Raw genomic sequence first — 21,818 nt, 5'->3', positions numbered from 1 at the left:
AATTATGTTAATTGTGGAGAAGCTTCGGATTGCTGTCTCGATATGATAAACAGCACGATCCAGATCAGTAGGAATCCAAGGAGTTGAGGCCCTGTCACGATTTGCTGGAACACAATCCAGTTGATCAGCACGCCCACCATAGGAAAACTCAATTCCGCAAGTGTTGCCACGGAGGCTTTGGTCGTGGTTAATCCTTTATAATAAACCAGCAAGCTCAGAAGACCCGGCAGCAGTGCCTGGCCGATCAGGTTCAGCGATACCAGGGCAAATGCTCCGGTATTCCATGCCGGCATATTCCATGCTGCCCCCTCACTCCACGTAATGACGGTCAGAAGCGGCAATGCAAGCACAAAACGCAGCGAGGTTACCGTCTCGTATTTCAGTTTGCCTACCATCAGGCGTCCCATCACGGTTGAACCGCCCCACAGCGCTGCTGCGCCTAAGGACAAGAGACTGCCAACTTGAATAAACTCATTCCAATGGCCAATCGGCAGGGTTAAGCCGAAGGTCAATAAATATGTGCCCGCCAAAGCGATGATCAGCAGAATCCCAAAATGACGCGGAAGCTTCTCTTTCAGAAGCAAACTAGCTAGTATGATGGCAAACAGCGGCTGCAGCTTCTGAAGCAGCAGGACGGCATTCAGATTGCCGCTCGACAGCCCCATCGTAAACAAGACGGTTGCTAATGCCGAGCCGCCCCAGGATATAAACAACAGCGCGCCGACATGATTCCAGCCAAGGCTTTTTAATTCCTCGCGGTTCTTCCACAATACAGGGATTGCGATTAGAGAAATAATGATGTGTTCAAGCAAAACGATCTGAGCTGACGTCAGATTCTTGAGCAGAATGACCCGGAATAACGGGTCTACGCCCCACAGGGCGGCTCCCAAAACGACGAGCCAGAACCCTCCCTTAAAGCGTCGACTTGCCTGTGCGTCGGAATCATAGGGTTTCACCTTGACTCCAGTATTCATATTACTCATCTTGCCCTCTCCTGTCTTGAATACGGAGGTCTTACTAGCAGAAAGCCCCCGTTGTCGACATGTGTCGACTTATACGGGGGCTGATCAAATAAGCCTGCGTCGAATGCAAAATTTCGCATCCACGGCAAACTCATCTTTGATCTTCTCCCATCCGGACTTTACCGTCGGCCTTGGAATTGCACCAAGTCAGTCGCTGCATTCAGATTCATACCAGAACGCAGCGAGTCGCGGGCTGAGTTTCGTTCACGAAGGAACGAACCATCACCGCCGGTCAGGAATTTCACCTTACCCCGAAGATCCATATTCATGTTTTATTTTTGTGATGCATCCATACTAATTAACCGATAATTCCTATAAGCTTAGTTAATGTATTGAATTATAACATGAATTCTTTCATGTAAATACATCTATTTTCAAGATAAATGAAATTAGACTTGAATACAATGAAAAATCTCACGTTCAACCAAGACTTACTGAGAATTATACAGCAAGTATCGATTTGTTACCAGTATGATTTTTTGCCATTTTCCTTTTAATTTATATCGAATACCTTATAGATGGAACGGGTACCGACCGCCCCAGCCTGAAGGCATAACAGATCGAGAGCTTCCTTGGTATTGAGGCTCATTCCCCCTGCTCGAGGAAACGACATTGATAGATCTGTTGAACTGGCGGCGGATTCACTCTCGAACTGCTTCGTCTCACTTAATAGCATTTTGCTTCCATCCGGCCGAACCATATACTGACGCAAATAACCGCCTTCTCTAACGGTTACCATCTTTCCCTTGCCCTCTTCTTCCTTCTTGTTCTTCTGGAGCAGCTGTTCAAATCCTTCTTGGGCTGGTTCTGCTTTCTTCGATTTCACAGGACTCCAGTATGTATATGCAGACTCAATGCGCATGAACTCACATCCTTATCCAATTGTTATTTTAACCTTTACTTCAAATATCGGATGCCTGGACACTTCTCTTTAATCGCTCACAAATGTCTTAGATATAAAAAACCGCCCGAAAGGTTTCTGATCAACCTTAAGGACGGTCTTATAATTTCTAATGTATTCTCGCTTCGCTTAGTTCATAAACTTCAATGCTGCCAAAGTCCGCTTCAGAACAAGTGCTGCTTGTGCGCGGGTAACCGAATCGAGTGCTCCGAAATTACCCTGATTGTCACCCTGCACGATGCCTTGCTCATTAAGACTGGCTACATGGGCAGCCGCCCAGACAGGGATGGATGCCTGATCTTTGAATTCATTACCGGCATTCGCACCCTGGTTTGGTAGGCTTGTCGGACTTACCGCTTCCATAGCCCGGGTAATCATCACAGCCATTTCTGCCCGGGTCATGCCGGCATTTGGTGAGAAAACACCACCTGTGCCGCCTTCGATCAGGCCATAACGCAACGCTGCACCGATCTCACCTGCATACGCGGAGGCATCCTGGACATCCTTGAATGCTCCGCTCCTGGCGACTGGACTCAGTCCCATCGCACGGACCAGCATAGCCGTAAACTCTGCTCGCGTGATTACCTTGCCCGGTGCGTACGAGTTAGTGTTAACTCCGTTCACGAGCAGCTTGGAAGCCATAGATTCGATTTCCGCTTTCGCCCAGTGGCCGTTTAGGTCCGTAAAGGTTTTCTTGTACTGCAGCAGTGCATAAATGCCGTTTCCGGCATGCTTCACTTCGATGGCTGGGTTGCCGTTCCATGTCGTCGCTGCAGCCGGTACAAATCGGAAGGTTCCTGCTTCTGCGTCATAGATTACAGCAGTGACCGAATTCGGTGCTATTCCTGCCGGCAGCGGCAGGATGCGACTGACATGTTTCCCGAAATCCTTCAGTTCTTGCTCTGCGCCCGGTGCTCCAACCGCTACACCAAACTGAATTGCTCCGTTCGCAGCCATCGTGGCGCCCATGGAAGCTGCCTTGCTTGTCATTGCATCCCCCACGCTGCTACCAACCGGGGTCATCGATATTTTCACTTGGATGCTGCCGGTGCCTTGTGCCGGCTTCAAAGCCTCATCCAAATGTAGAGCCGTTACCGGAAGACGGAACGCACCAAGTGCGGTCTCCAGCACCAGAGTCGTATTCGAATTCCGTTCCATCGCCTGCTTCAGACCTGCTGCCGAAAGGGATAGCTCAGCGGCACGGTTCAACTCCGGAGCCCGAATAATGAGTTCCTGCTGCCCGTTCGCAGACAATCCGGCAACGGCCTTCTTCCACGCCTCTTCCTTCACCGTAATGCGGTCCACTGCTCCACCTGCAGCGCTTATATTCAGATCCTTGCCTGTCATTACGTTGGACGATGATGCATTTCCACCAGTGGAAGGAGGGTTAGGCTGCGTTGTCGGCGGTGTTACAGAACCGCCTCCCGAACCACCTGATCCTGAGCCTGATCCCGGAGAGGAGCCGTCGCCAGGATTCACCGGTTTCTTCTGTTCCGTAATTCGTCCCTCGACCTTGGGCGAAACCTTTCCGCCAAGCTTGGTCACGTATTCCATGAAGATCTCATAATCCGGGTAACCCAGATCCTCGTTATATTTCCCTTCGGCAATCGCTTCGGCAAATGATTTATATCCGTCCCCGCCTTTGGCCACAAAGCTGTTGGTTGCCATCCGGTACGTTTCGGTCAATACCAGAGGTTTATAGCTTCCTCCCTTCATAATCTGTACATCGTACACTTTATTTCCTGCCGGAGCGCTAGGATCCCATTTGAATTTCATCCCGGCAATTTGCGGGAATTTCCCTGGCAGATCTGCCAATTTGGCACCGCTAATTCCGTTTTCCAATCCGTCCTTCAGCTGCTGTCCTGTGACATCCATGACAAACAGCGTGTTTCCAAAAGGCATCACCGTGCGCAACTCGCCCATCGTGATTTCACCCTCATCAATAGCGGCGCGAATACCTCCTCCATTGGTGAGGGCAATATCGGCATTCTTAAGCTCCTTGGCTTTTGCCAGCATGCCATCCGCAATCAGATTGCCGAGATTCGTTTCCTTGGAGCGGACATTCTCCCGCTTACCGTCCAGCAGAACATCTGCTATACCGACAACCTGCTTCATGAGCTCTTCCAATTCGGCATTATAAGGGGCTAGCATATTCTTGGCCTGCTTGTCTTCCGCCACATTGCTATCCACCGGAATCAGCTTGCCGCCGAGCTCGCCTTCCCCGACGAGGACCTTGCCTTCCTTGTCAAATTGCAAGTCGACCCGGCCGAGGTATTTCCCCCATTCATTCGCTTGCACGATGACGGTTGGTGTACCGTGTTCGTTGTCCGTCACCACTTCCGGTGCATTGAGCGTTGTGTGCGTATGGCCTCCAACAATGAGGTCGATGCCTTCGACCGCTTCGGCAAGCGCCTGATCTTTGGCGTAGCCCAGATGCGACAGACCGATAATGATGTTAAGTCCGTCCTGCTCCATCGCCTCCACCGTTGCACGAGCTGAGGTTACCGCCTCATTGAATACCACATCTTTACCCGGGCTGGACGTCTCGGCTGTATCTTCAGTGGTTAAGCCGAATACGCCGACCTTCTGGCCGTCAACTAACAATGTCACGTATGGATATACCCCGCTATTTGCCGTTGTCTTAGGCTGATCGGTATCGATCACCGCCGGCTTACGGATCAGGTGCGAAATGTTAGCATCCTGACTAAGATCCACATTCGCGCTGACGAGTGGGAATTGTGCCTTGCTCACGAAATCTGCGAGCGTCTTGGTGCCTTGATCGAATTCATGGTTACCGAACGTCATCGCGTCATAACCCATATAGTTCATGAAGGCCAGATCGGCCAATCCAAACCATTTGGTAAAATACAGATCGCCGGAGAATACATCCCCTGCATCCAGCAGCAGGCTGTTTCCGCCCTCGCTGCGGACCTGCTTAACCAGTGCAGCCCTTCTGGCCACTTCGGACAGATGCGCATGCGTATCGTTCGTATGCATCACCGTTAATTTCCATGGCTCTCCTTCTGGCGAACCATCCGTTACCATAACCGGTACTTCCGCTGATCCATAGCCATCCTTGCTCAGAACGGTGATCACGGCTTCACCTACGGATACCGGTGCAACCAGACCGTTCGGATCTACGGTAACTACCGATTCATCAGAGGAACTCCAGGCCAGCTCGTTGGATCCGCCCTGAGCGGGCTCAACGCTCGCTTGCAATTGTACCGGGGAAGCGCCTGGATTCAGCGTGAGCGAAGAGTGATCCAGCGTAATTTTGGTCACCTGAAGTTCCAGCAGTGCCACCGTTCCGCTGACCTCATTCGCAACCAGCAGCAGCGGGCGTCCTGTCTTGCTGTCTGCGGCCGGAATAAAGTCCAGTCCCTCCGGGCCGGAATCCGACGCAATTCCGCCGTTAAAATCCCGTGTATTGATATAGTTCAGAAACGCCGGATCGGATGGATTCGTTACATCATACGTCATCACCCCGCCAATGCGTTCCAGGCCGACAAAAGCCAGCGTCTTCTGTCCGACCTTGCCTACCGTTACATATTCGGGCTCTGGACCTTTCTTGGAGCTGCGGCTGTCCAGATCAGTTTTATCATTGCTGGCATTGAAATGATTCGGCAAGCGCTCGGCCGTAATCTTCTCAAAATCACTGCCGCTGTCGTATACCTGGGACATGTCAGCTGCATTCCATATGGAGAATGAACGACCGCCGTACAGGTACAGTCCCTCATTGCCCATATCGCTGGCAACTTCAACCTTGTCGTAGGTGGTGCCTTTGTCTGCCAAAAATTGTGCGGCCGGAGACAACGGATCCAGATTCGGTTTCATTTTGCCAATGTTGCTTTCATTACTTCGGTCATCCCAGCCGGTAGCATCCCCTTCGTTCGCGGACAGGATATATTGCTGTCCGTTCACGCTGTAGGTCGCGATTCCGTCAGGCATATACATTCCGTAAAAAGGAACGTTCTCAAACTTGATTTGTCCATCCTTCAGGAGGTCCAGCTGGTTCTCTGGTTGATTGAAGTCTTTATACCCGAGTCCCTTGACCGATTGAATACGCTTCGAAGCGATATCCACCACGGCGATCGCATTATTCTCCTGCAAGGCGACATATGCCGTCCGCTCATCCTCGGACAAGGAGATGTATTCGGGTTCCAGATCACGAATCGCTTCGCCTTTGGTGCCGGTGCTGCGAATTTGGCCGTCCGCTTCCACAGGTCCGCGAATATGTACCTGATCGTCAATAATCGACGGGTCATCAAACTTCAGATGACTTACTTCGCCTGATAAGGTGTCGATAATCGTAATGCTTCCTTCCGGATCAGGAGCCGTCTCCGTACGAGGCTCGCCTTCGTCCGCTGTCAGGATATAACGGCCATCGGAAGTATACTTGACCATGTCCGGTTGGATGCCGGTTTCATAAGATCCGATCAAACCGCCGTCATAATCGAGTACCAGAACCTTGCCGGCTTTTGCGTGATCCTGCTCCTGTACAGCGACCACCACCTGCTTCGTCTTGGTGTTGATATCCACGCTGGTCAGGTCCCCATACAGAAAACCGCCCGTGCCTGCCAAGTCTTCCACATTGATCTGCTTGTCCTTCAGCAAGCTGCCGTCAGCGCCAAGCGACACGATTTCGAGACTTGCCGGATGGGTTGAACCATTGACCAAATAGAGCTTCCCGTTATCTTTGTTGTATTTTACAATTTCCGCAACGCCGCCATCCTTATTGGAGGTACCTACGGAATAATGCCCGATCATCCTCATGGCCAGCTTGTCAGTCACAGGCTCAGGACGTTTCCCCAATACTTGCAATTTCACAATCGATTGAGCCGTAGCAGGTATGCTTGCACTATCTTGTACCGTTACCTCAACCGTATGTTCGCCCTCTTGCCCAGCAGCAGGCGTACCCGTAATGAATCCTGTATCGGACTTAATGTCCAAGCCTGCCGGTAGACCTGTCGCCGAGAAGGTATACGGTGCTTGTCCACCATACACTTCAACGGTTACCGTATATGCTTCTTCTATATGTGCATCCGGAAAGATCTTATCGGTAATGCCGAAATCAACGGCAGCGATAGCTGCATCTTGTGATGCTGTCTCCATGCTGGCCGTCTGGAGTATCTCCTGTCCCTCTTCAGCCATCACGGTGCCTGCCGAAAATAAAGAGGCCATCGTGATTTCCGCCGCCATTAACAGCGAGACTACTTTCATGCTTTTATGCTTCAACTCCATATCCCCTCTTCTATCCTTATTTAATTTCAAGTGTAAGGAAGAAGTGTTAACGCATCCTCAATAAAGGTCACGGTTTGTGTAAAATGGATGCTAAACAGCAAAAAAGCCGCGACAGCCATGTCGGGCTTCTGTACCAAAATGCCTCATCGCGAACCCCTTGGGAATATCTCTGAATGTCGTCTTCGGCTCATTCCACATGTTTCTTTGTCACATTTCCGACAATATTGTAGTCAAATCGACGTGATGTCTGATAAACTAACATAAAGAATTGCTATTTGTAACAAACACTTCACAAGAATAACAGCCGAAGATCTATTCATGACTATTCGAGGCCATAACGTGTGAATATCATTTATGTTTGCCTAAGAAAGAGGAACTAACATGAATCGTAACTGGTTTACGCGGATGCTCATGCTGTATATCCCTGTCTTTCTGATCGTCCCCGCCTTTTTATTTTTTGTCTTTTCCCAGTCATTGAGCGAAAGCAACCGAAAAGATGCCGAGCGCTCCAATGCTTTCGTAACCCAACAAGCGATGCTGATGATTGATACGTCGTTGTCTTCGCTGGATCAGAAAATTTCGCTCGAGATGCTGCGCAATCGAAAGGTCATATCCTTTTTCTCCAAAAGTACGGAAAGGGATCTGCCTCTTCAGGTGGACGTGATGAATCTTTTGCGTGATCTAAAAATGACCAACCCTCTGATTCATTCCATCTATATGGTTCAAGCCGATCATAATCAAGTCCTCAATGAAAGCACGAGCTATCCCTTGGATCAATATGCCGATAACGCCTTCATTCGCTCTAAGCTGGAGGCGCCCAACAGCCATTGGTCGGATATTAGATCGTACAAGGAGCTGCCGTCCGACAAAGGGGTACCCGTCGTTTCGTTGACGCGCAGCGTTTCCATCTTCTCGAAGCACCATGGGTTCATCGTCGTTAATGTAAGCGCTGACGCTCTGCAGGGAATGCTTCTTCAAATGCATGATCCGTCATCTCGCATACTAAGCCTGTATGATACCCAAGGGAATAGCGTATTGGATATGGCAAAATCGGAAACAGCCGCAAGCAGGCCTGAAACCAGCAACGGTGCCCTTCTGTCGGAAGCGAATTCCGAGTATACGGGCTGGCGCATCGTTAGCAGAGTTCAAGGGGCGGATACCTTCAATTTCATTATTAGCCTATCGAATATATGGTTTATTGCCGGGTTGCTTCTGTGTGCTGTTTCGGTTGCCTGGATCGTCTACGTGACGCTGCAAAATTACAGACCCATTCAGCGCCTGGTCAACCAGCTGCAACAACTATCCTCCAAGGATGACGCCGTGGAGGAAATCCATAAAAATGAATTCAAGTTCATCAACTCCAAATTGCAAAATATGATTGATCAGAACAAAAAGTTCCAGCTTCAGTTCGAGGAGGATTTGAAAGCTCAGCAAAATTTTTTCATGTACGAGCTGTTGGAAGGGACGCGCTCTTTCGATTTGAAAGAATGGGAGAAGGAAGCGGCCAAGCACGGCCTGCCTGTGTTGTTTGGCAAGCAGTTGGTTTTTGTCCTGGAAGTGGATCACCGTTCAGAGTGGAGTGCGCACTACGGTCAGAAACAACATGGCTCTCAGCAAAAAGCCATTGAAACGGTCATCCTGGAAGCGGCGTCGGATCACGCCTGCGAGGTGAAGCTTCTCTGGGTCTCCTTGCACCAGCTTGCTTGCATTTTGGTCATATCGTCACGTGCGGAGAAACAGGGATTCAAGGCACTCTCCTTCACCGAAGAATGCCAGCGTCGATTTGCCGATAAGCTATCGTTCACCGTATCTATGGGCCTCGGGGAGCCGGTTGAGCATCCGGATAATCTGCGTGATTCCTATCATGAGGCATTGGATGCGCTGCAAACGAAGCCCGTAAACCGAAGTGCCATGATCATTCCTTATTCGTCCGATACCTTGTCGAAGGACCATAGCTTTCATTATTTTCAAAAGGTTGACCGGATCGTTGACGCCTTCCGACTGCAAGAAGCCAAGTGGAAGACGGAGATGCAGGCGCTCTTTCAGAACATGCTGGAAGAAGGCATATCCCGCCGGGGCGCAAGCAGCGTATTGCATTACCTAACGTACCATCTGAACAAGACGGCTTCCGGAATGAACGACGAATACTATCTGCTCTGGAAAACAGAAACGATGCCGGCTCTCGACCGGGTTCAAAAAGAAATCGACCTGCCGGAAGATTGGACGCAGATGGTGCTTCAGCTTCTGGAGCAATTTGCCGAACGGCTGGATACGCAGCGGAATCTGCGAAGCCAGGGAAACCTCATCCAAGAGGTTAAGGCCTATATTGAAAAGCATTATACGAAGGCGGAACTATCCCTTGATTACCTGCAAGACAATTTCGGGATCAGCGGTAAATATTTGAGCAGATTATTCAAGGAAGAGTATGGCTTGAAATTCGTGGACTTTTTGATCGATTTACGAATTCAGGAAGCGAAACGGCTCCTTACGGAAAGCGCATTGTCTGTACAAGAAATTACGGAGAGGGTCGGTTACAGCAGCCCGATCTCATTTGCAAGGACTTTCAAAAAAATTACTGGCGTACCTCCCATGGATTATCGTAAAGGCAAATAAAACGGGGCAAACCCTGATATCAAATGAAGGCCGAGGAAGACATAAAAGTCTCCCTCGGCCTTCTCCCGTCTATGCCTTGGTTGCTCCTACCCGCACAGTGATGCCCTTCACCGCAAAGTAGAAAATAGTTTCTCGTAGAGAAAAGTTTTTTGTGATTAATATTACATACAATTTCCAGTGTTATTTAAATTGCCACCGCGGTAACGTTTACACTAACACTGTATTCACCTTTCGGTTTGTTTCGCGAAAAGTGTTTGTTGTCCTGGCCTGGCAGCAGGTGTTTTTATAAGGGCATAGGAACCGCGCCTCACCGCGCTTTCCACAATACTAAAAAGCCAGAAGGGGATGAACTAGCATGGTAGACAAGAACAGAAAGAAAAAGGGATGGACGGCTCTGATCGCTGCAGCCCTTACGTTATCAACCGTATTAAGCGCATGCTCGGGTGGCAAAGATCCGGCATCGGCAAGCAACGACCGGTCAGACGGTGATCAAATTACGATCTCGTTCGAGACGTCGGTGTATGCGGAAGAACCACATAAGAAGGCAATCGATGCACTCATTGCCAAATACAATGAAACCCACCCCAACGTCACCATTAAAGTTCACGGCACAGACTACGAGAATTACTGGGATAAACTGACCACGGAGATTCTGGCAGGCACGCAGGGCGACATCGTTCAGGTATATCCAGAGAACATCGCCACCTATAATGCGCTGCAGAGCGGGGGCACCTTCGTCAATCTGGACGAAAAGATTCAAGCGAGCGGTCTCGAGGACAAGCTTGTCGGACAGGAACTAAGCAAGGTTGACGGCTCTTATTATGCGCTGTCCAATTACGCATGGGGATCAACTGGCATTTTCTACAGCAAATCGATGTTCGAAGCGGCCGGAATTGATCCTGCCTCTATTCAAACCATGGACGACTTCAAAGAAGCCGCCATTCAACTTGGTGGTGTTAAAGACGGGCAATACGGGTTCTCCAGCGTCATCGGCACGCATCCCTTTATCGCCTCGGAATGGTACAGGCTGTTCGCTCGTCCGGTATCAGGAGGAATTTACTTCCCGGACGGAGAGGCAGGCCCTTATGAAGCCGACCGGATTAACGTCAATTCTGCACCCAATGTTTGGGCAGCGGAGTGGTGGCAGGATCTAATCAAGAACCCGCAGGCCACGCCCCCAGGAACCCGTGACAAGAAGGTCAGTCGCGAGATGTTCTGGAATGGGCAAGCCGGCATGATGATGGATGGCCCCTGGTTTATCGGCATGACCAAAGAACGCGATGAAGCTTTAATGGACGACCTGGGGCTCATTCCGCAGCCTTCCGTCATATACGAAGGCCAAACCTATAAACCGAACCCGCACAATTATCCGATCGTGTCGATGATTTCCAAAGACAGCAAGCATCCCGATGAAGCTTGGGAGTTCCTTGAATGGATGACGTCCAAGGAGGCGCAGCAGATTATCGCCGGCTCCGGCATGATTCCGAGCAGCAAGGAATATGCCGAATCCGAAGAATACAAGACGGATAATCCGCTGGCTGCCCAATTCTTCGATTTCCAGGAGAATGTATACGCCCCGGCCGTTATGGACCCGCCCATCCCTGAACTTGGCTCCCTGTCCCAAATCCTGATCAATGCCGCGCAAGAGATGTTCGTTGGCATGAAAGACGCCAAGACGGCGCTGGACAGTGCGGCTGAGCAGATGAAAGACACGATGCATTAAGAGACATTCGGAACATCAAACGATCGAAGCCGCCTGGCTTCATGGCCAGGCGGCACTTACATCATAAGGAGGTAGGGGAATGAATCCAACGCGAACGGATGTGACAAGCAGGCAATCTCCCTTGCCATTGAAAAGACCATCGAGGGCAAAGCGTTTATGGCTAGAGGAAAAACGACATTTCAAAAAAAATATAGCCGCATATTTGTTTATTGCACCGCTGGTCATTACCGTTGCTCTTGTACTCCTCTACCCGATTTTGAAATCGGGACTCATGAGCGTCCAATACTGGAAGGTTGCCAAACCGATTGCCGAAGGTAATCCCTTTGTAGGCTTAGACAACTATACAGCAGCGATCCAGTCGGGTTATTTCCTGAAATCGTTAGGCATTACCTCTCTATACATTATCGTAACGGTGGCTCTGCGCTTCCTGCTCGGAATCGGTACGGCCGTCCTGCTGAATATTCCCTTCAAGGGCCGCGGGCTTGTAAGAGCTCTGGTTATTATCCCGTGGGCCGTTCCTGAAGTCGTTGCATGTCTCGTATTTATTCTGATGTATGACTATCAATTCGGTGTGATCAATGATCTGCTGCTGAAGCTCAACCTGTTGTCCAATCCGGTCGCTTTCCTCGGCGAAGCCGACACCGCGCTGTGGGCAGCCATGTTCGTCAATGTATGGAAGGGCTTCCCGTTTGCCGCCATCATGCTGCTCGCCGGTCTGCAGAGCATCTCCAAAAGCTTGTACGAAGCGGCGGAAATCGACGGTGCCTCGAAATGGCGCCAGTTTCTCAGCATCACCTTCCCGATGCTGAAGCCCGTATCGGTCATCGTGTTCCTGCTGCTTATCATCTGGACCATTAAGGATTTCGGCATCGTATACGTCCTCACCGGAGGCGGGCCGAGCCGGGTAACCGAAATTCTGACCATCTTCATATACCGAGCAGGCTTCAAATCGTTTGACTTCGGACTGGCCTCCGCTGCAGGGATGATCCTGCTGGCGATCTCCATTGTGTTCACCGTCATGTACATGAAAGCGACGAAGGCAGGTGAAATGTCATGAGCAAAGGCCCTAACAAGATTCTAGTATATGTATGCGCCGTTCTTATTTCGTTGTTTGCCGTGTCTCCTTTTCTATGGATGATCCTGACTTCGTTGAAGCCTCAGGCCGAAATCTATAGCACGCCGCTGACGTACCTGCCCCATGAACTTAATTGGAATGGTTACAAGGGAATGCTGAATCCCCATGCGGATGACAGCGCCAACTTTATGAAATGGTTCGGCAATACGGCTGTTGTCTCGCTGCTAACAACGATATTCTCCCTTATCATCTCCGCCTTTGGCGGTTATGCGATGTCCCGGTTCGGCTTCCGGGGACGGATGTCGCTCGGATATATCATCTTGTTGACGCAGATGCTTCCCGGCTCACTGCTCATTATTCCGCTGTACCTGATCATGAAGGATTACAATCTGCTGAATTCCCATCTGGGTCTCGTAATCGCATATACCACGTTTGCAGTACCGTTCTGTACATGGATGCTAAAAGGCTACTTTGACAGCGTATCCCAGTCCATCGACGAAGCTGCGAGCGTAGACGGGGCCAACCGGTGGACAACCTTTATTCGGATCCTGCTACCGCTCACGCTTCCCGGGCTCGTGGTAACCGGCGTCTTCTCCTTCTTAACCAGCTGGAACGAGTTTATGTTCGCCCAGACGTTCATCAGCGATTACGACAAATGGACGCTGTCGGTCGGCATCGCCAGCTTTCAGGGGCAATATGTCGTCAACTGGGATTACCTCATGGCGGGCTCCGTCATAACCACGCTTCCGATCGTGATTGCGTTCTGGCTGCTGCAGAAGCATCTGGTCAGCGGAATGACAGCCGGAGCAGTTAAATAATTTAACCATTCAAGGAGGGTTCACAATGATAAAATTCGGAATTGTAGGCATGGGGATTCGCGGTAATATGTTTGCCGATACCCTTAGCCAAAATCCCTATGCGGAGTTGGCTGCGATCAGCGATGCTTATGAAACAACACGAAACGCCAGCATGGATAAATACGGGGTTCCCGGTTATCTGCAGGTTGAAGATATGCTCGCAAGCGAGGCTTTGGACGCCATCGTGATTGCCACGCCGGATTTCCTGCATAAAGAGCCCGTTATGCTTGCGGCACGGCAAGGCATTCATATCATGGTTGAAAAGCCCTTCTCCACCTCCGTCGAGGAAGCCGAGGACATGTACGCTGCGGTAGAGAAGGCGGGCATTAAGTGCCTTGTCGCATTCGAGAATCGCTGGAATTCTCCATTCGTTGCGGTTAAGGAAGCGGTCCAAAATGGTGACATAGGCAACATTCTGACCATCAACACCCGCTTGAATGACACGATCTACGTGCCCACCAAAATGCTGAAATGGGCCGGAGAATCAACGCCGGGCTGGTTCCTTTTCCCTCATGCCACGGATATTGCCTTATGGCTGAAAAGCGGGGTTCTGCCGGTCAGCGTGTACGCAGTAGGCACGAAGAAGAAATTAGCCGGCATGGGGATCGACACCTACGATTCCATGCAAACGATCGTGTCCTTCGATGATGGCACGCACGCTACATTTACGAGCAGTTGGGTGCTGCCTGAATCGATGCCGCTTATCTACGACTTCAAGGTCGAGATCATCGGCGAGGACGGGGCATTGTATGTCGATTTATCCGATCAAATGGTCCGTAAAGGCGGCAGCGTGTACAGCCATGTCCATACCCTCGGTACACCGATCAACGGCCAATATACCGCAGCACCCCATTATATGCTCCATTCCTTCGTTGATCATATCCGCCTGGATACGATGCCGGAATCCGGCGCAGCTGCCGGTTTGTTGAATACCAAGCTGGTACATGCCATCCATCGTTCCGTCTTAAGCGGACAGATTGAGCAGGTGTGACATGGAGGCGTGTCCAGCGGTTGAACGATGTACATTTCTTGACATGCCTGCAGTTAGGGCTGAGAATGATCGCTTATCCATGACGGTGGTTCCGGGCTGGGGGAGCAGAGTCATCTCGCTGCGGTGGAAACCATCCAACACCGAATTGCTGCGTATGCCCCTTTCCATGACGGAATATGAGCGGACGCCCTTGTTATATGGCATTCCTGTTTTATTTCCGCCCAACCGGATCGAAAACGGGAGTTTCACTTTTGAAGGCCAACCCTATCAATTCCGGATCAACGAGCCGCAGCATCATAATCATGCGCACGGACTTGTTCATGACGAGGCATGGGAAGTCGGACGCTGCTGGACAAAAGGGAATCGGGCCGTGATCGAAACCGTGTTCTCTTCAAGAGGCCGTCCATCGGTCATGTCTCAATTTCCGCATGAGTTCACGATCCTTTTGCGCATGAGCATCGATGGAGCCTCGTTCAGGCAGACCGCGGAAATTCGCAATAAAAGCACAAGCTCTTTTCCATGGGGGCTTGGATATCATACCACCTTCCGCTTTCCCTTCGGGAATGTAGACGGTCAGGAGCGCTGCACGCTGCAGGCCCCTGTCGGGAAACGATGGGTTCTAAATGACCGCATGCTGCCGACCGGCGAGCTCGCCCATGATTTCCGCAGCAGAGGCTTACGGGATGGCATCTCCGTCAGTCAGTTTCCGCTCGATGATCTGTTCCTTGCCATGCCGGAAGACCGTAACGAAACCGTGCTAACTGATTCGGCGGCAGGCCTCCGGATTACATACCGTGCGGATGACGCATTCAAGCAATGGGTACTGCACAATGGCGATGGAGCAAGCGATTATCTATGCCCCGAGCCTTACACATGTGCTACCAATGCCTTCAACCTGGAACTGGATCCGGAAATCACCGGCATGCAGGTGCTGGAGCCCGGCAGAACCGCCTTGCTGTTCTGTACCATCCATGTAGAAGAACTCTGATCCCCATCTGATTAAACCATAACAAAAGCGGCCCGTAAGGAAGGAGGTTTCCTTGAACGGGCCGCTTCATCATATAACCTGTATACAACCGCTGGATTTTTTCAGCACTCATCCGTTGATCTGGAGTTAATCCTTTGAAGGCACCTAATACGATAAACGCGATACGGGAACCTCCCGCACCGCGTCTTTCGATTTTCATATGTTCCGTTTACTCCGCCTGGTAGCGCTCATATGCAGCCTGGTAAACCTCCATGTATCGGTCGAGTCCCATCTTGTTGAGTGTATTTACATACTCTTCCCATTGGCTGAACGAGGCCGAGCCATTCACGAATTTCGCTTCCATTTCCTTCACGTAATCCTCGATATCTTTACCGATCGAGGTCATGACGTCCGTTTCCTCCAGTGTAAAGTTAAAGTTGTATAGGATCTCCTTCACGGCATACGGCTCTGCTTTTTTAGCTGCGGCCATTGCGTTAGGGCGTGTCTCCGAAGCTTTGAACCATTTCTCCCGCACAAAGCCCGGATAGCTGCCCCCAAGCCAAGTGAAATTTTTGGCCAACGCCTGATCCTGCGTTAATCCGTTTGGATTCTCCGTAATCTCTTTCACATATTCCAGCTGACCGTCAGCGTTCTCCGTGTAAGTCTCGCCTTCTTTACCCATGAAATAGAACTGGGCTCCCTCATCCCCGTAGAAATAATCCATCCAGCGGATTGTAGCTTCCGGATTCGGGTTCTTATCCGTAATCGCAAATGCGCCCACGTGAACCATCGGCACTTTGACGTGGGAATAGAGCTGATCTCCGTGCGGTCCCTTAAGCGCCCCGAGCCCGATGTATTCTTTGCGTCCCATCACCATCTCCGGATTCGGCACAATCGTGGCACCGAGCAGACCCTCCTGCCCTTTCGCATTCAATGCGCCGCCTTCAATCGTGAAGATCTCTTTATCGAGCAGTCCTTCCTGGTGCAGCTTGTTCACGAACTGAAGCATTTCCTTGTACTCCGGCAAAGCTTTGGTGAAGCGCAGTTTCCCTGTGTCCGGATCTACATCCACCAGTTTATGGCCAAGTCCGCTTGTGCCAAGTCCCCAAGAGCCCTTCAATTGATCGATGATCCCAGTAATGCCTGTTGAAGAGAATGGAATCTCATCATGCTTTCCGTTACCATTCAGATCGGTTTCCTGGACCGCCTTCAAATACGCATAGAATTCTTCGATCGTCTGCGGCTCTTTCATCCCGAGCTGATCCAACCATTCCTGATTAATCCATATCGGTGTACCAATCAACATGGAGAGCAGCGCAGGATCGTAGAAAGAAGGCAGGGAATAAATATTGCCGTCAGGCATGGTCAGTCCTTTTCGAATATCCGGGTACTGCTCCATAAGCTTTTTGAAATTCGGTGCATATTGATCGATCAGATCATTCAGTGGTATAAATACCCCTTGTTCTCCATAACGGGTCAATTCTGCTGAGCTAACCCTTGCGGAATAGAATACATCCGGATAATCTCCGCCTGCAAGCGCCAGGTTCCGTTTCTCGGTCAGCGTATCGAATGGAATGAGGTTCCAGGTCACATTCACATTCGACATTTCTTGGTAGGTTTTCCATACAAGGGTTTCCTCGAATTTGCTTCCGTTTGTTGGCGACTTCCCTGTGAAGAACGTAAGGTCGAGGGGCTCGTTCACAATCGGCATTCCAGTCTCGTTAAAATTAGCCTGCGGCGTTTCGCCCTTATCGGCTGCGCCTTCCCCGCTCTTGCTTCCACAACCAGCCAGCAATCCGGCGGCCAGCACGGCAGCCAATGTAAGCGAAGTCCATTTTTTCATCACCATAAATTTCATATCCCCCTCATCGATTGTCCGTAATCAACCTTTAATTGCGCCAATCATAACACCCTTCACAAAATACTTTTGCAGGAACGGATACAGCAGCAGCATCGGCAGATTCGTCACGATGACCGCCGCATATTTGATCGCTTCCGCATCCATCAGGCTGCGTGCCAGTGAATCGTCGCTGATATCCACCATCTCCTGCATTTGTCCCTGAACCAGAATTTCACGCAGGAACAGCTGCATCGGATAATTCGCACGGTCTGACAAGTAGATCAGCGCGCTGAAATACGAATTCCAGTGGCCCACGGCATAGAACAGCACCATCACGGCCAGAATCGGACCGGATAACGGCAGGACAATGCGCCATAGCACCCGCATGTTAGAAGCCCCATCGATAAACGCCGCCTCCTGCATCTCCTTCGGAATGGAGCTTTGGAAGAAGGTACGCATGATAATAATGTTCCACACCGATACGGCCGAAGGGATAATGATGGCCCAAATCGTATCCAGCATCTCCAGTTCCTTCACCAGCAAATAATTGGGGATCATTCCCCCGCTGAAGAACATGGTGAATACGATAATCGCCGTAAAAATGCCGCGGCCGTTAAAATCGGCTCGGGATAACGGATAAGCCGCTGCGATCGTCATCAGTACATTCAGTGCGGTGCCCGTCGTGGTATAGAGCAGCGTGTTCAGGAATCCCCGCATGAGCTCCGAATTGGCAAATAACCGTTCGTAGCCGACAAACGACAGTTCCTTCGGCCATAACCATACTTCCCCCCGCATCACCGTTTCCGGAGCACTAATGGAAGCAATCAGAACAAAAAATAAAGGATACAGTACAAGGAGCGTAATAAAAGATAGTATAATGTAAATAAATACTCCGGCTATTCGTTCACTGCGGCTTTGCGGCATATGCCATCATTCCTCCTTACCATAGGCTGTTCTCGCTGACTTTTCGGGCAATCCGGTTTACGGTAATCAGCATGATAAAGTTGACGATGGAGTTAAACAGGCCGACCGCAGCCGAAAAGCTGTACTGGGCACCCAGTATACCGCTCCGATATACGTTCGTGGCGATGACGTCAGACGCTTCCATATTGAGTGAATTTTGCATCAGGAAGATCTTCTCAAAGCCGACGCCAAGAACGGAACCGATGTTCAAAATGAGCAGAATTGTCATTGTGGGCGCGATCCCCGGCAGATTAATATGCCAGATTCGCCGGAGCCAGCCCGCACCATCCACCTTGGCCGCCTCATGCAGCTGCGGATCAATCCCGGCGAGTGCCGCCAAATAAATAATGGAGCTCCAGCCCATGCCCTGCCACACGCCAGACCACACATAAATGCTCTTGAACCAGGAGGGCTCTGTCATGAAAGCGATCGGCTCTCCGCCGAAGGAGGTGATAATCAAATTGACGAGGCCGCTTACCGGCGATAGGAACATCATGATCATTCCGACAACAACGACCGTGGACAAGAAATGAGGTGCATAAGTTACCGTTTGTACGAATCGGCGGAACCGGCCCGATCTGGCTTCGTTGATCATCAAGGCCAGAATAATCGGAATCGGAAATCCGACCGCCAACTCATATAACCCGATACCCATCGTATTTTTAATAATGCGCCAAAAATAAAAGCTGTCAAAAAAGCGTTCAAAATGCTTGAAGCCCACCCATGGACTATCCACGATCCCTTTGTTAGCCATAAAATCCTTGAATGCAATCTGGACGCCATACATGGGTACATAATGAAATACAATGAAGTATAGCAGAACCGGTGCAAATAAAGCGTATAGCTGCCAGTTTCTGCGCATCTGCATCATGGATCTCCGCCAGACACTTTTCTTCTGAATTTTTGAATGCGCTTCCACGTTGCTTAACTGACGTTGCACAATCGGCAATCCCCTCTCTTTCGTCTCTGCATCTTCGTGTGTCCCAAGGTCCACGTCTGCATCATAAACGACCCGAACGCATCAGGGGTATTGACCATTTTAATGATGTCTCGCCTTTCATTGGATGACTGGGCAGAAGCGCCATTTACCTAAAGCATTGCTTAAAATCTAAAATATTGACTATCCATTTTTTACGAACGATTAACACGAATCGGGCACAATCCTTAACACTTGTCCTATATAATGTTGTGAAACCTTGGACGTCAGAAAAATATAAAGGGGGGAAGACTGTGAATTGGATCAGACATAAAAGCCGCAGTGTATTCTTTAAGATTTTTCTGAGCTTTCTAGCCATCATCGTGTTATTCGGATTGTTCTATATGGTCATATTCCAGCTTTTTAAGACCAGCCTGCAAAAAGAAATCATCGACACAAGCCAGCAGGCGGTTCACGATACGGCGGAACGGTTCACCAATCAATTCAGCAGGCTTCAGGTGCTGATGTTCGATATCTACAATCAGTCCGATTTAATCGGCTTCAATAATCAGCTTCGCCATCAGGCCGGAAGCGAAGTGAATTACTTAAAGGCCCGTGAAGTGATGATGCAGATGCGGAGCGATATCTATAACCCGCTATTCTTTCTGGAAGACACCCTGATTTATCTTCGGGAGTTTGATTTTGTACTGAGTAAATCCGGAAGCGGCGATGCTTCCTATATGTTCAATCGTTCCTATACAAGCCCAATGTATCCTTATTCGTTCTGGAGCAGCTATACGAACAATCCGGAGTCCTTCAAGCTGCTCCCGGCGTCAACCTATCGAATCAACAACGATTTGTCCGAGAAAACACTGATGCCTTTTGTTTACAAGCAGCCGGACAGTTCTTATAAGGTCATTGCCCTCATCGATATCGACAAGGCCGCCCAGTCCTTCTTCGGCGAGTCGGTTGAGCGTGCTCTCGCCATTCTGAATGCCGAAGGTCAAGTGCTGTATACGCTAGGCACCATGAACCAAGATCAGCTTCCGCCGTTCGAAACCGGACAGAAAGCCGTGCTGAAGGATGGAACCTACTATTTTGCCGAAGCCGGATCCGACGGACTGACCTATGTCTCGGCCGTACCTTACAGTCATGTCACTTCTCAGCTGAGCCGGTTAACCGGCGGTTTGCTGCTCATCTTCTGCCTGTCGCTTGGCGTGGCCCTTGCCGCTTCCTATTTCCTCAGCCGCAGATTGCACAAGCCGGTGAAGCAGATTCTAACCACTGTTCTGAACAGAGCCAACAATTCATCCATGCCGGAATCCGGTAGCATCACGGAATACGATCTGATCCAGAACCGTATTCAAGAGCTGTTCCGGGAGAAGGAAGAAATACGGGAGCGCATGAACAAGCATAAATCGGTTTTAACCAGTTACTCTTATATCAGTCAGCTAAAGAGCATCAATACCGATATCAGTGAGTGGGAGGATTTCCTGTCGGATGACGGAAGCTTTATCGTGGTTCTGTATCACATCCGTTTCCGGATGAATCCGGTCTATGAGCTTCCCCTCCAGACCGATCAGGCTGTCCGCCATATGCTGGAGCATATTCATCTGATCACGGCTGAGCGATATCCGGGGTCTCATACGTTCCAGATCGAGAAGAACGAGATTGTATCTATCTTTAAACGGGAGGAAGCCGCCCGCCTGGAGGATCTTCTACAGGAAATCAAGATCATGTTAAACGAGGAAAAGGAATTGTTCCTGGTCACCATCGCCGTCAGTTCCCAGGTGAGCCATTCGTCCGAATTCAATCAAGCCTACCATCAGGTCAAAGGACTGGCCGCGCAGGCACAACTCCTGGAGGAATCACAGATGGTAACCAAGCAGCGGGTGCTTCCAACCACCGTCAATCTGAGCCCGTCACAGGAAAAAGGACTGCTCGACACCCTGCAATCCGGCAGCGACAGCCGCTCCTTGCAGATCATCGACCAGGCGCTCGAAGCTATGCAGCGTAAGGAGGCGGGCATCGCGCAATTTCGTTTCTTCGCCGATTCGGTCGCTTCCAAGATTCTAAGTTATATGGAGATGGCCCAGATAGACAAAACTTCTGTCCAATCCTTGAAACAGTGGAGCGCAAGGCTGGCAGAGTGCCATTGTTTATCTGATTACCAGGGAGTATTCCGTCAGCTCGTCGAAGCCTCCTGCGCCCTCATTCGCAAGAAAAAGGATACCGGGGAAGAGCCGCTCATCGCCATGTTCATGAACATTATCCATAACCAGTATGCCGATGATCTGTCTCTCGACTATTTGTCAGCCAAGCTGAACCTGTCGAGCGCCTACCTCTCCGTCTATATCAAGGAGAAGACCGGTCTTAACTTCAGCGATCATCTGCTTGGCATCCGCATGAACAAAGCGAAGGAACTGCTGGCGTGCACAGACTTGACCGTCAATGAGATCAGCCAGCGTGTCGGCTATCTCAACATTACCTCCTTCAACCGGACGTTCAAGAAGGCAACGGGCATGACGCCGGGCGCTTACCGCCGGCAGCATGTGGTGCAGACCCATGCGAGCGGTTAAAGATCTATCTTAACAACAGGGCCCTTTGTTCCGCTGTACAGCGGAACAAAGGGCCCTGTATTTCTCATATGGATCGCTATTCTTTCTCCAACCCGATGCCTTTCCCAAGTCATTTTGTTTCGCGGTGATA

The 21,818-nt window shown here is 50.3% G+C and carries 13 protein-coding genes and 1 riboswitch; of the genes, 7 read left to right on the top strand and 6 right to left on the bottom strand.

The genetic code is table 11. From position 1 onward, the window contains the following. Window positions 1–2 precede the first annotated feature (2 nt). The 3 genes from ABEW73_RS15405 to ABEW73_RS15395 form a co-directional block, all read right to left on the bottom strand. Window positions 3–983: a DMT family transporter gene (locus ABEW73_RS15405; RefSeq protein WP_430169995.1), complete on the bottom strand. Its 981-nt coding sequence runs from the start codon at window positions 981–983 to the stop codon at window positions 3–5. 135 nt (window positions 984–1,118) lie between these two features. After that, window positions 1,119–1,285: riboswitch (FMN riboswitch) on the bottom strand. A 230-nt stretch (window positions 1,286–1,515) separates the two neighbouring features. Beyond that, complete coding sequence (locus tag ABEW73_RS15400) at window positions 1,516–1,884, bottom strand: hypothetical protein (RefSeq protein ID WP_430169997.1); 369 nt, start codon at window positions 1,882–1,884, stop codon at window positions 1,516–1,518. A gap of 168 nt (window positions 1,885–2,052) precedes the next feature. Further along, window positions 2,053–7,164 carry a choice-of-anchor I family protein gene (locus ABEW73_RS15395; RefSeq protein WP_430169998.1) on the bottom strand — a complete coding sequence of 1,704 codons (5,112 nt, stop codon included), beginning with the start codon at window positions 7,162–7,164 and terminating at the stop codon, window positions 2,053–2,055. Window positions 7,165–7,545: 381 nt separating this feature from the next. On the opposite strand from ABEW73_RS15395, the gene ABEW73_RS15390 reads away from it, so the two are divergent. From ABEW73_RS15390 to ABEW73_RS15365, 6 genes are all read left to right on the top strand, one after another. Further along, window positions 7,546–9,777: a helix-turn-helix domain-containing protein gene (locus ABEW73_RS15390; protein ID WP_430170000.1), complete on the top strand. Its 2,232-nt coding sequence runs from the start codon at window positions 7,546–7,548 to the stop codon at window positions 9,775–9,777. A gap of 355 nt (window positions 9,778–10,132) precedes the next feature. Further along, the gene (locus ABEW73_RS15385; protein WP_430170002.1) at window positions 10,133–11,500 is read left to right on the top strand and encodes an ABC transporter substrate-binding protein; all 1,368 of its coding nucleotides are present in this window, start codon (window positions 10,133–10,135) and stop codon (window positions 11,498–11,500) included. 79 nt (window positions 11,501–11,579) lie between these two features. Next, window positions 11,580–12,557 (top strand): carbohydrate ABC transporter permease, encoded by a 978-nt coding sequence (locus ABEW73_RS15380; protein WP_430170004.1) that lies wholly within the window; start codon window positions 11,580–11,582, stop codon window positions 12,555–12,557. Beyond that, window positions 12,554–13,393 carry a carbohydrate ABC transporter permease gene (locus ABEW73_RS15375; RefSeq protein ID WP_430170005.1) on the top strand — a complete coding sequence of 280 codons (840 nt, stop codon included), beginning with the start codon at window positions 12,554–12,556 and terminating at the stop codon, window positions 13,391–13,393. The genes ABEW73_RS15380 and ABEW73_RS15375 overlap by 4 nt, the downstream gene beginning before the upstream one ends. Before the next feature lie 25 nt (window positions 13,394–13,418). Next, complete coding sequence (locus ABEW73_RS15370) at window positions 13,419–14,423, top strand: Gfo/Idh/MocA family protein (protein ID WP_430170007.1); 1,005 nt, start codon at window positions 13,419–13,421, stop codon at window positions 14,421–14,423. 1 nt (window position 14,424) lies between these two features. Beyond that, window positions 14,425–15,411 (top strand): aldose 1-epimerase, encoded by a 987-nt coding sequence (locus ABEW73_RS15365; RefSeq protein WP_430170008.1) that lies wholly within the window; start codon window positions 14,425–14,427, stop codon window positions 15,409–15,411. 208 nt (window positions 15,412–15,619) lie between these two features. On the opposite strand, the gene ABEW73_RS15360 is transcribed toward ABEW73_RS15365, so the two are convergent. From ABEW73_RS15360 to ABEW73_RS15350, 3 genes are read right to left on the bottom strand one after another with little or no spacing between them, the layout of a single operon-like run. After that, window positions 15,620–17,239 (bottom strand): extracellular solute-binding protein, encoded by a 1,620-nt coding sequence (locus ABEW73_RS15360; protein WP_430170010.1) that lies wholly within the window; start codon window positions 17,237–17,239, stop codon window positions 15,620–15,622. Window positions 17,240–17,272: 33 nt separating this feature from the next. Next, entirely contained in the window at window positions 17,273–18,154 is an 882-nt protein-coding gene (locus ABEW73_RS15355; protein WP_430170012.1) for a carbohydrate ABC transporter permease, read from the bottom strand. Window positions 18,155–18,170: 16 nt separating this feature from the next. After that, window positions 18,171–19,061 carry an ABC transporter permease gene (locus tag ABEW73_RS15350; protein WP_430170027.1) on the bottom strand — a complete coding sequence of 297 codons (891 nt, stop codon included), beginning with the start codon at window positions 19,059–19,061 and terminating at the stop codon, window positions 18,171–18,173. 362 nt (window positions 19,062–19,423) lie between these two features. Here ABEW73_RS15350 and ABEW73_RS15345 point away from each other — a divergent pair, with 362 nt between their 5' ends. Further along, window positions 19,424–21,688, top strand: coding sequence for a helix-turn-helix domain-containing protein (locus tag ABEW73_RS15345; RefSeq protein WP_430170014.1), 2,265 nt, complete (start codon window positions 19,424–19,426; stop codon window positions 21,686–21,688). Window positions 21,689–21,818: the final 130 nt, after the last annotated feature.

The sequence above is a fragment of the Paenibacillus lautus genome, from assembly GCF_050482385.1.
In the GTDB taxonomy this organism is placed as follows: domain Bacteria; phylum Bacillota; class Bacilli; order Paenibacillales; family Paenibacillaceae; genus Paenibacillus_AQ; species Paenibacillus_AQ lautus_B.
This window is presented reverse-complemented; position numbering and strand designations above follow the sequence as displayed.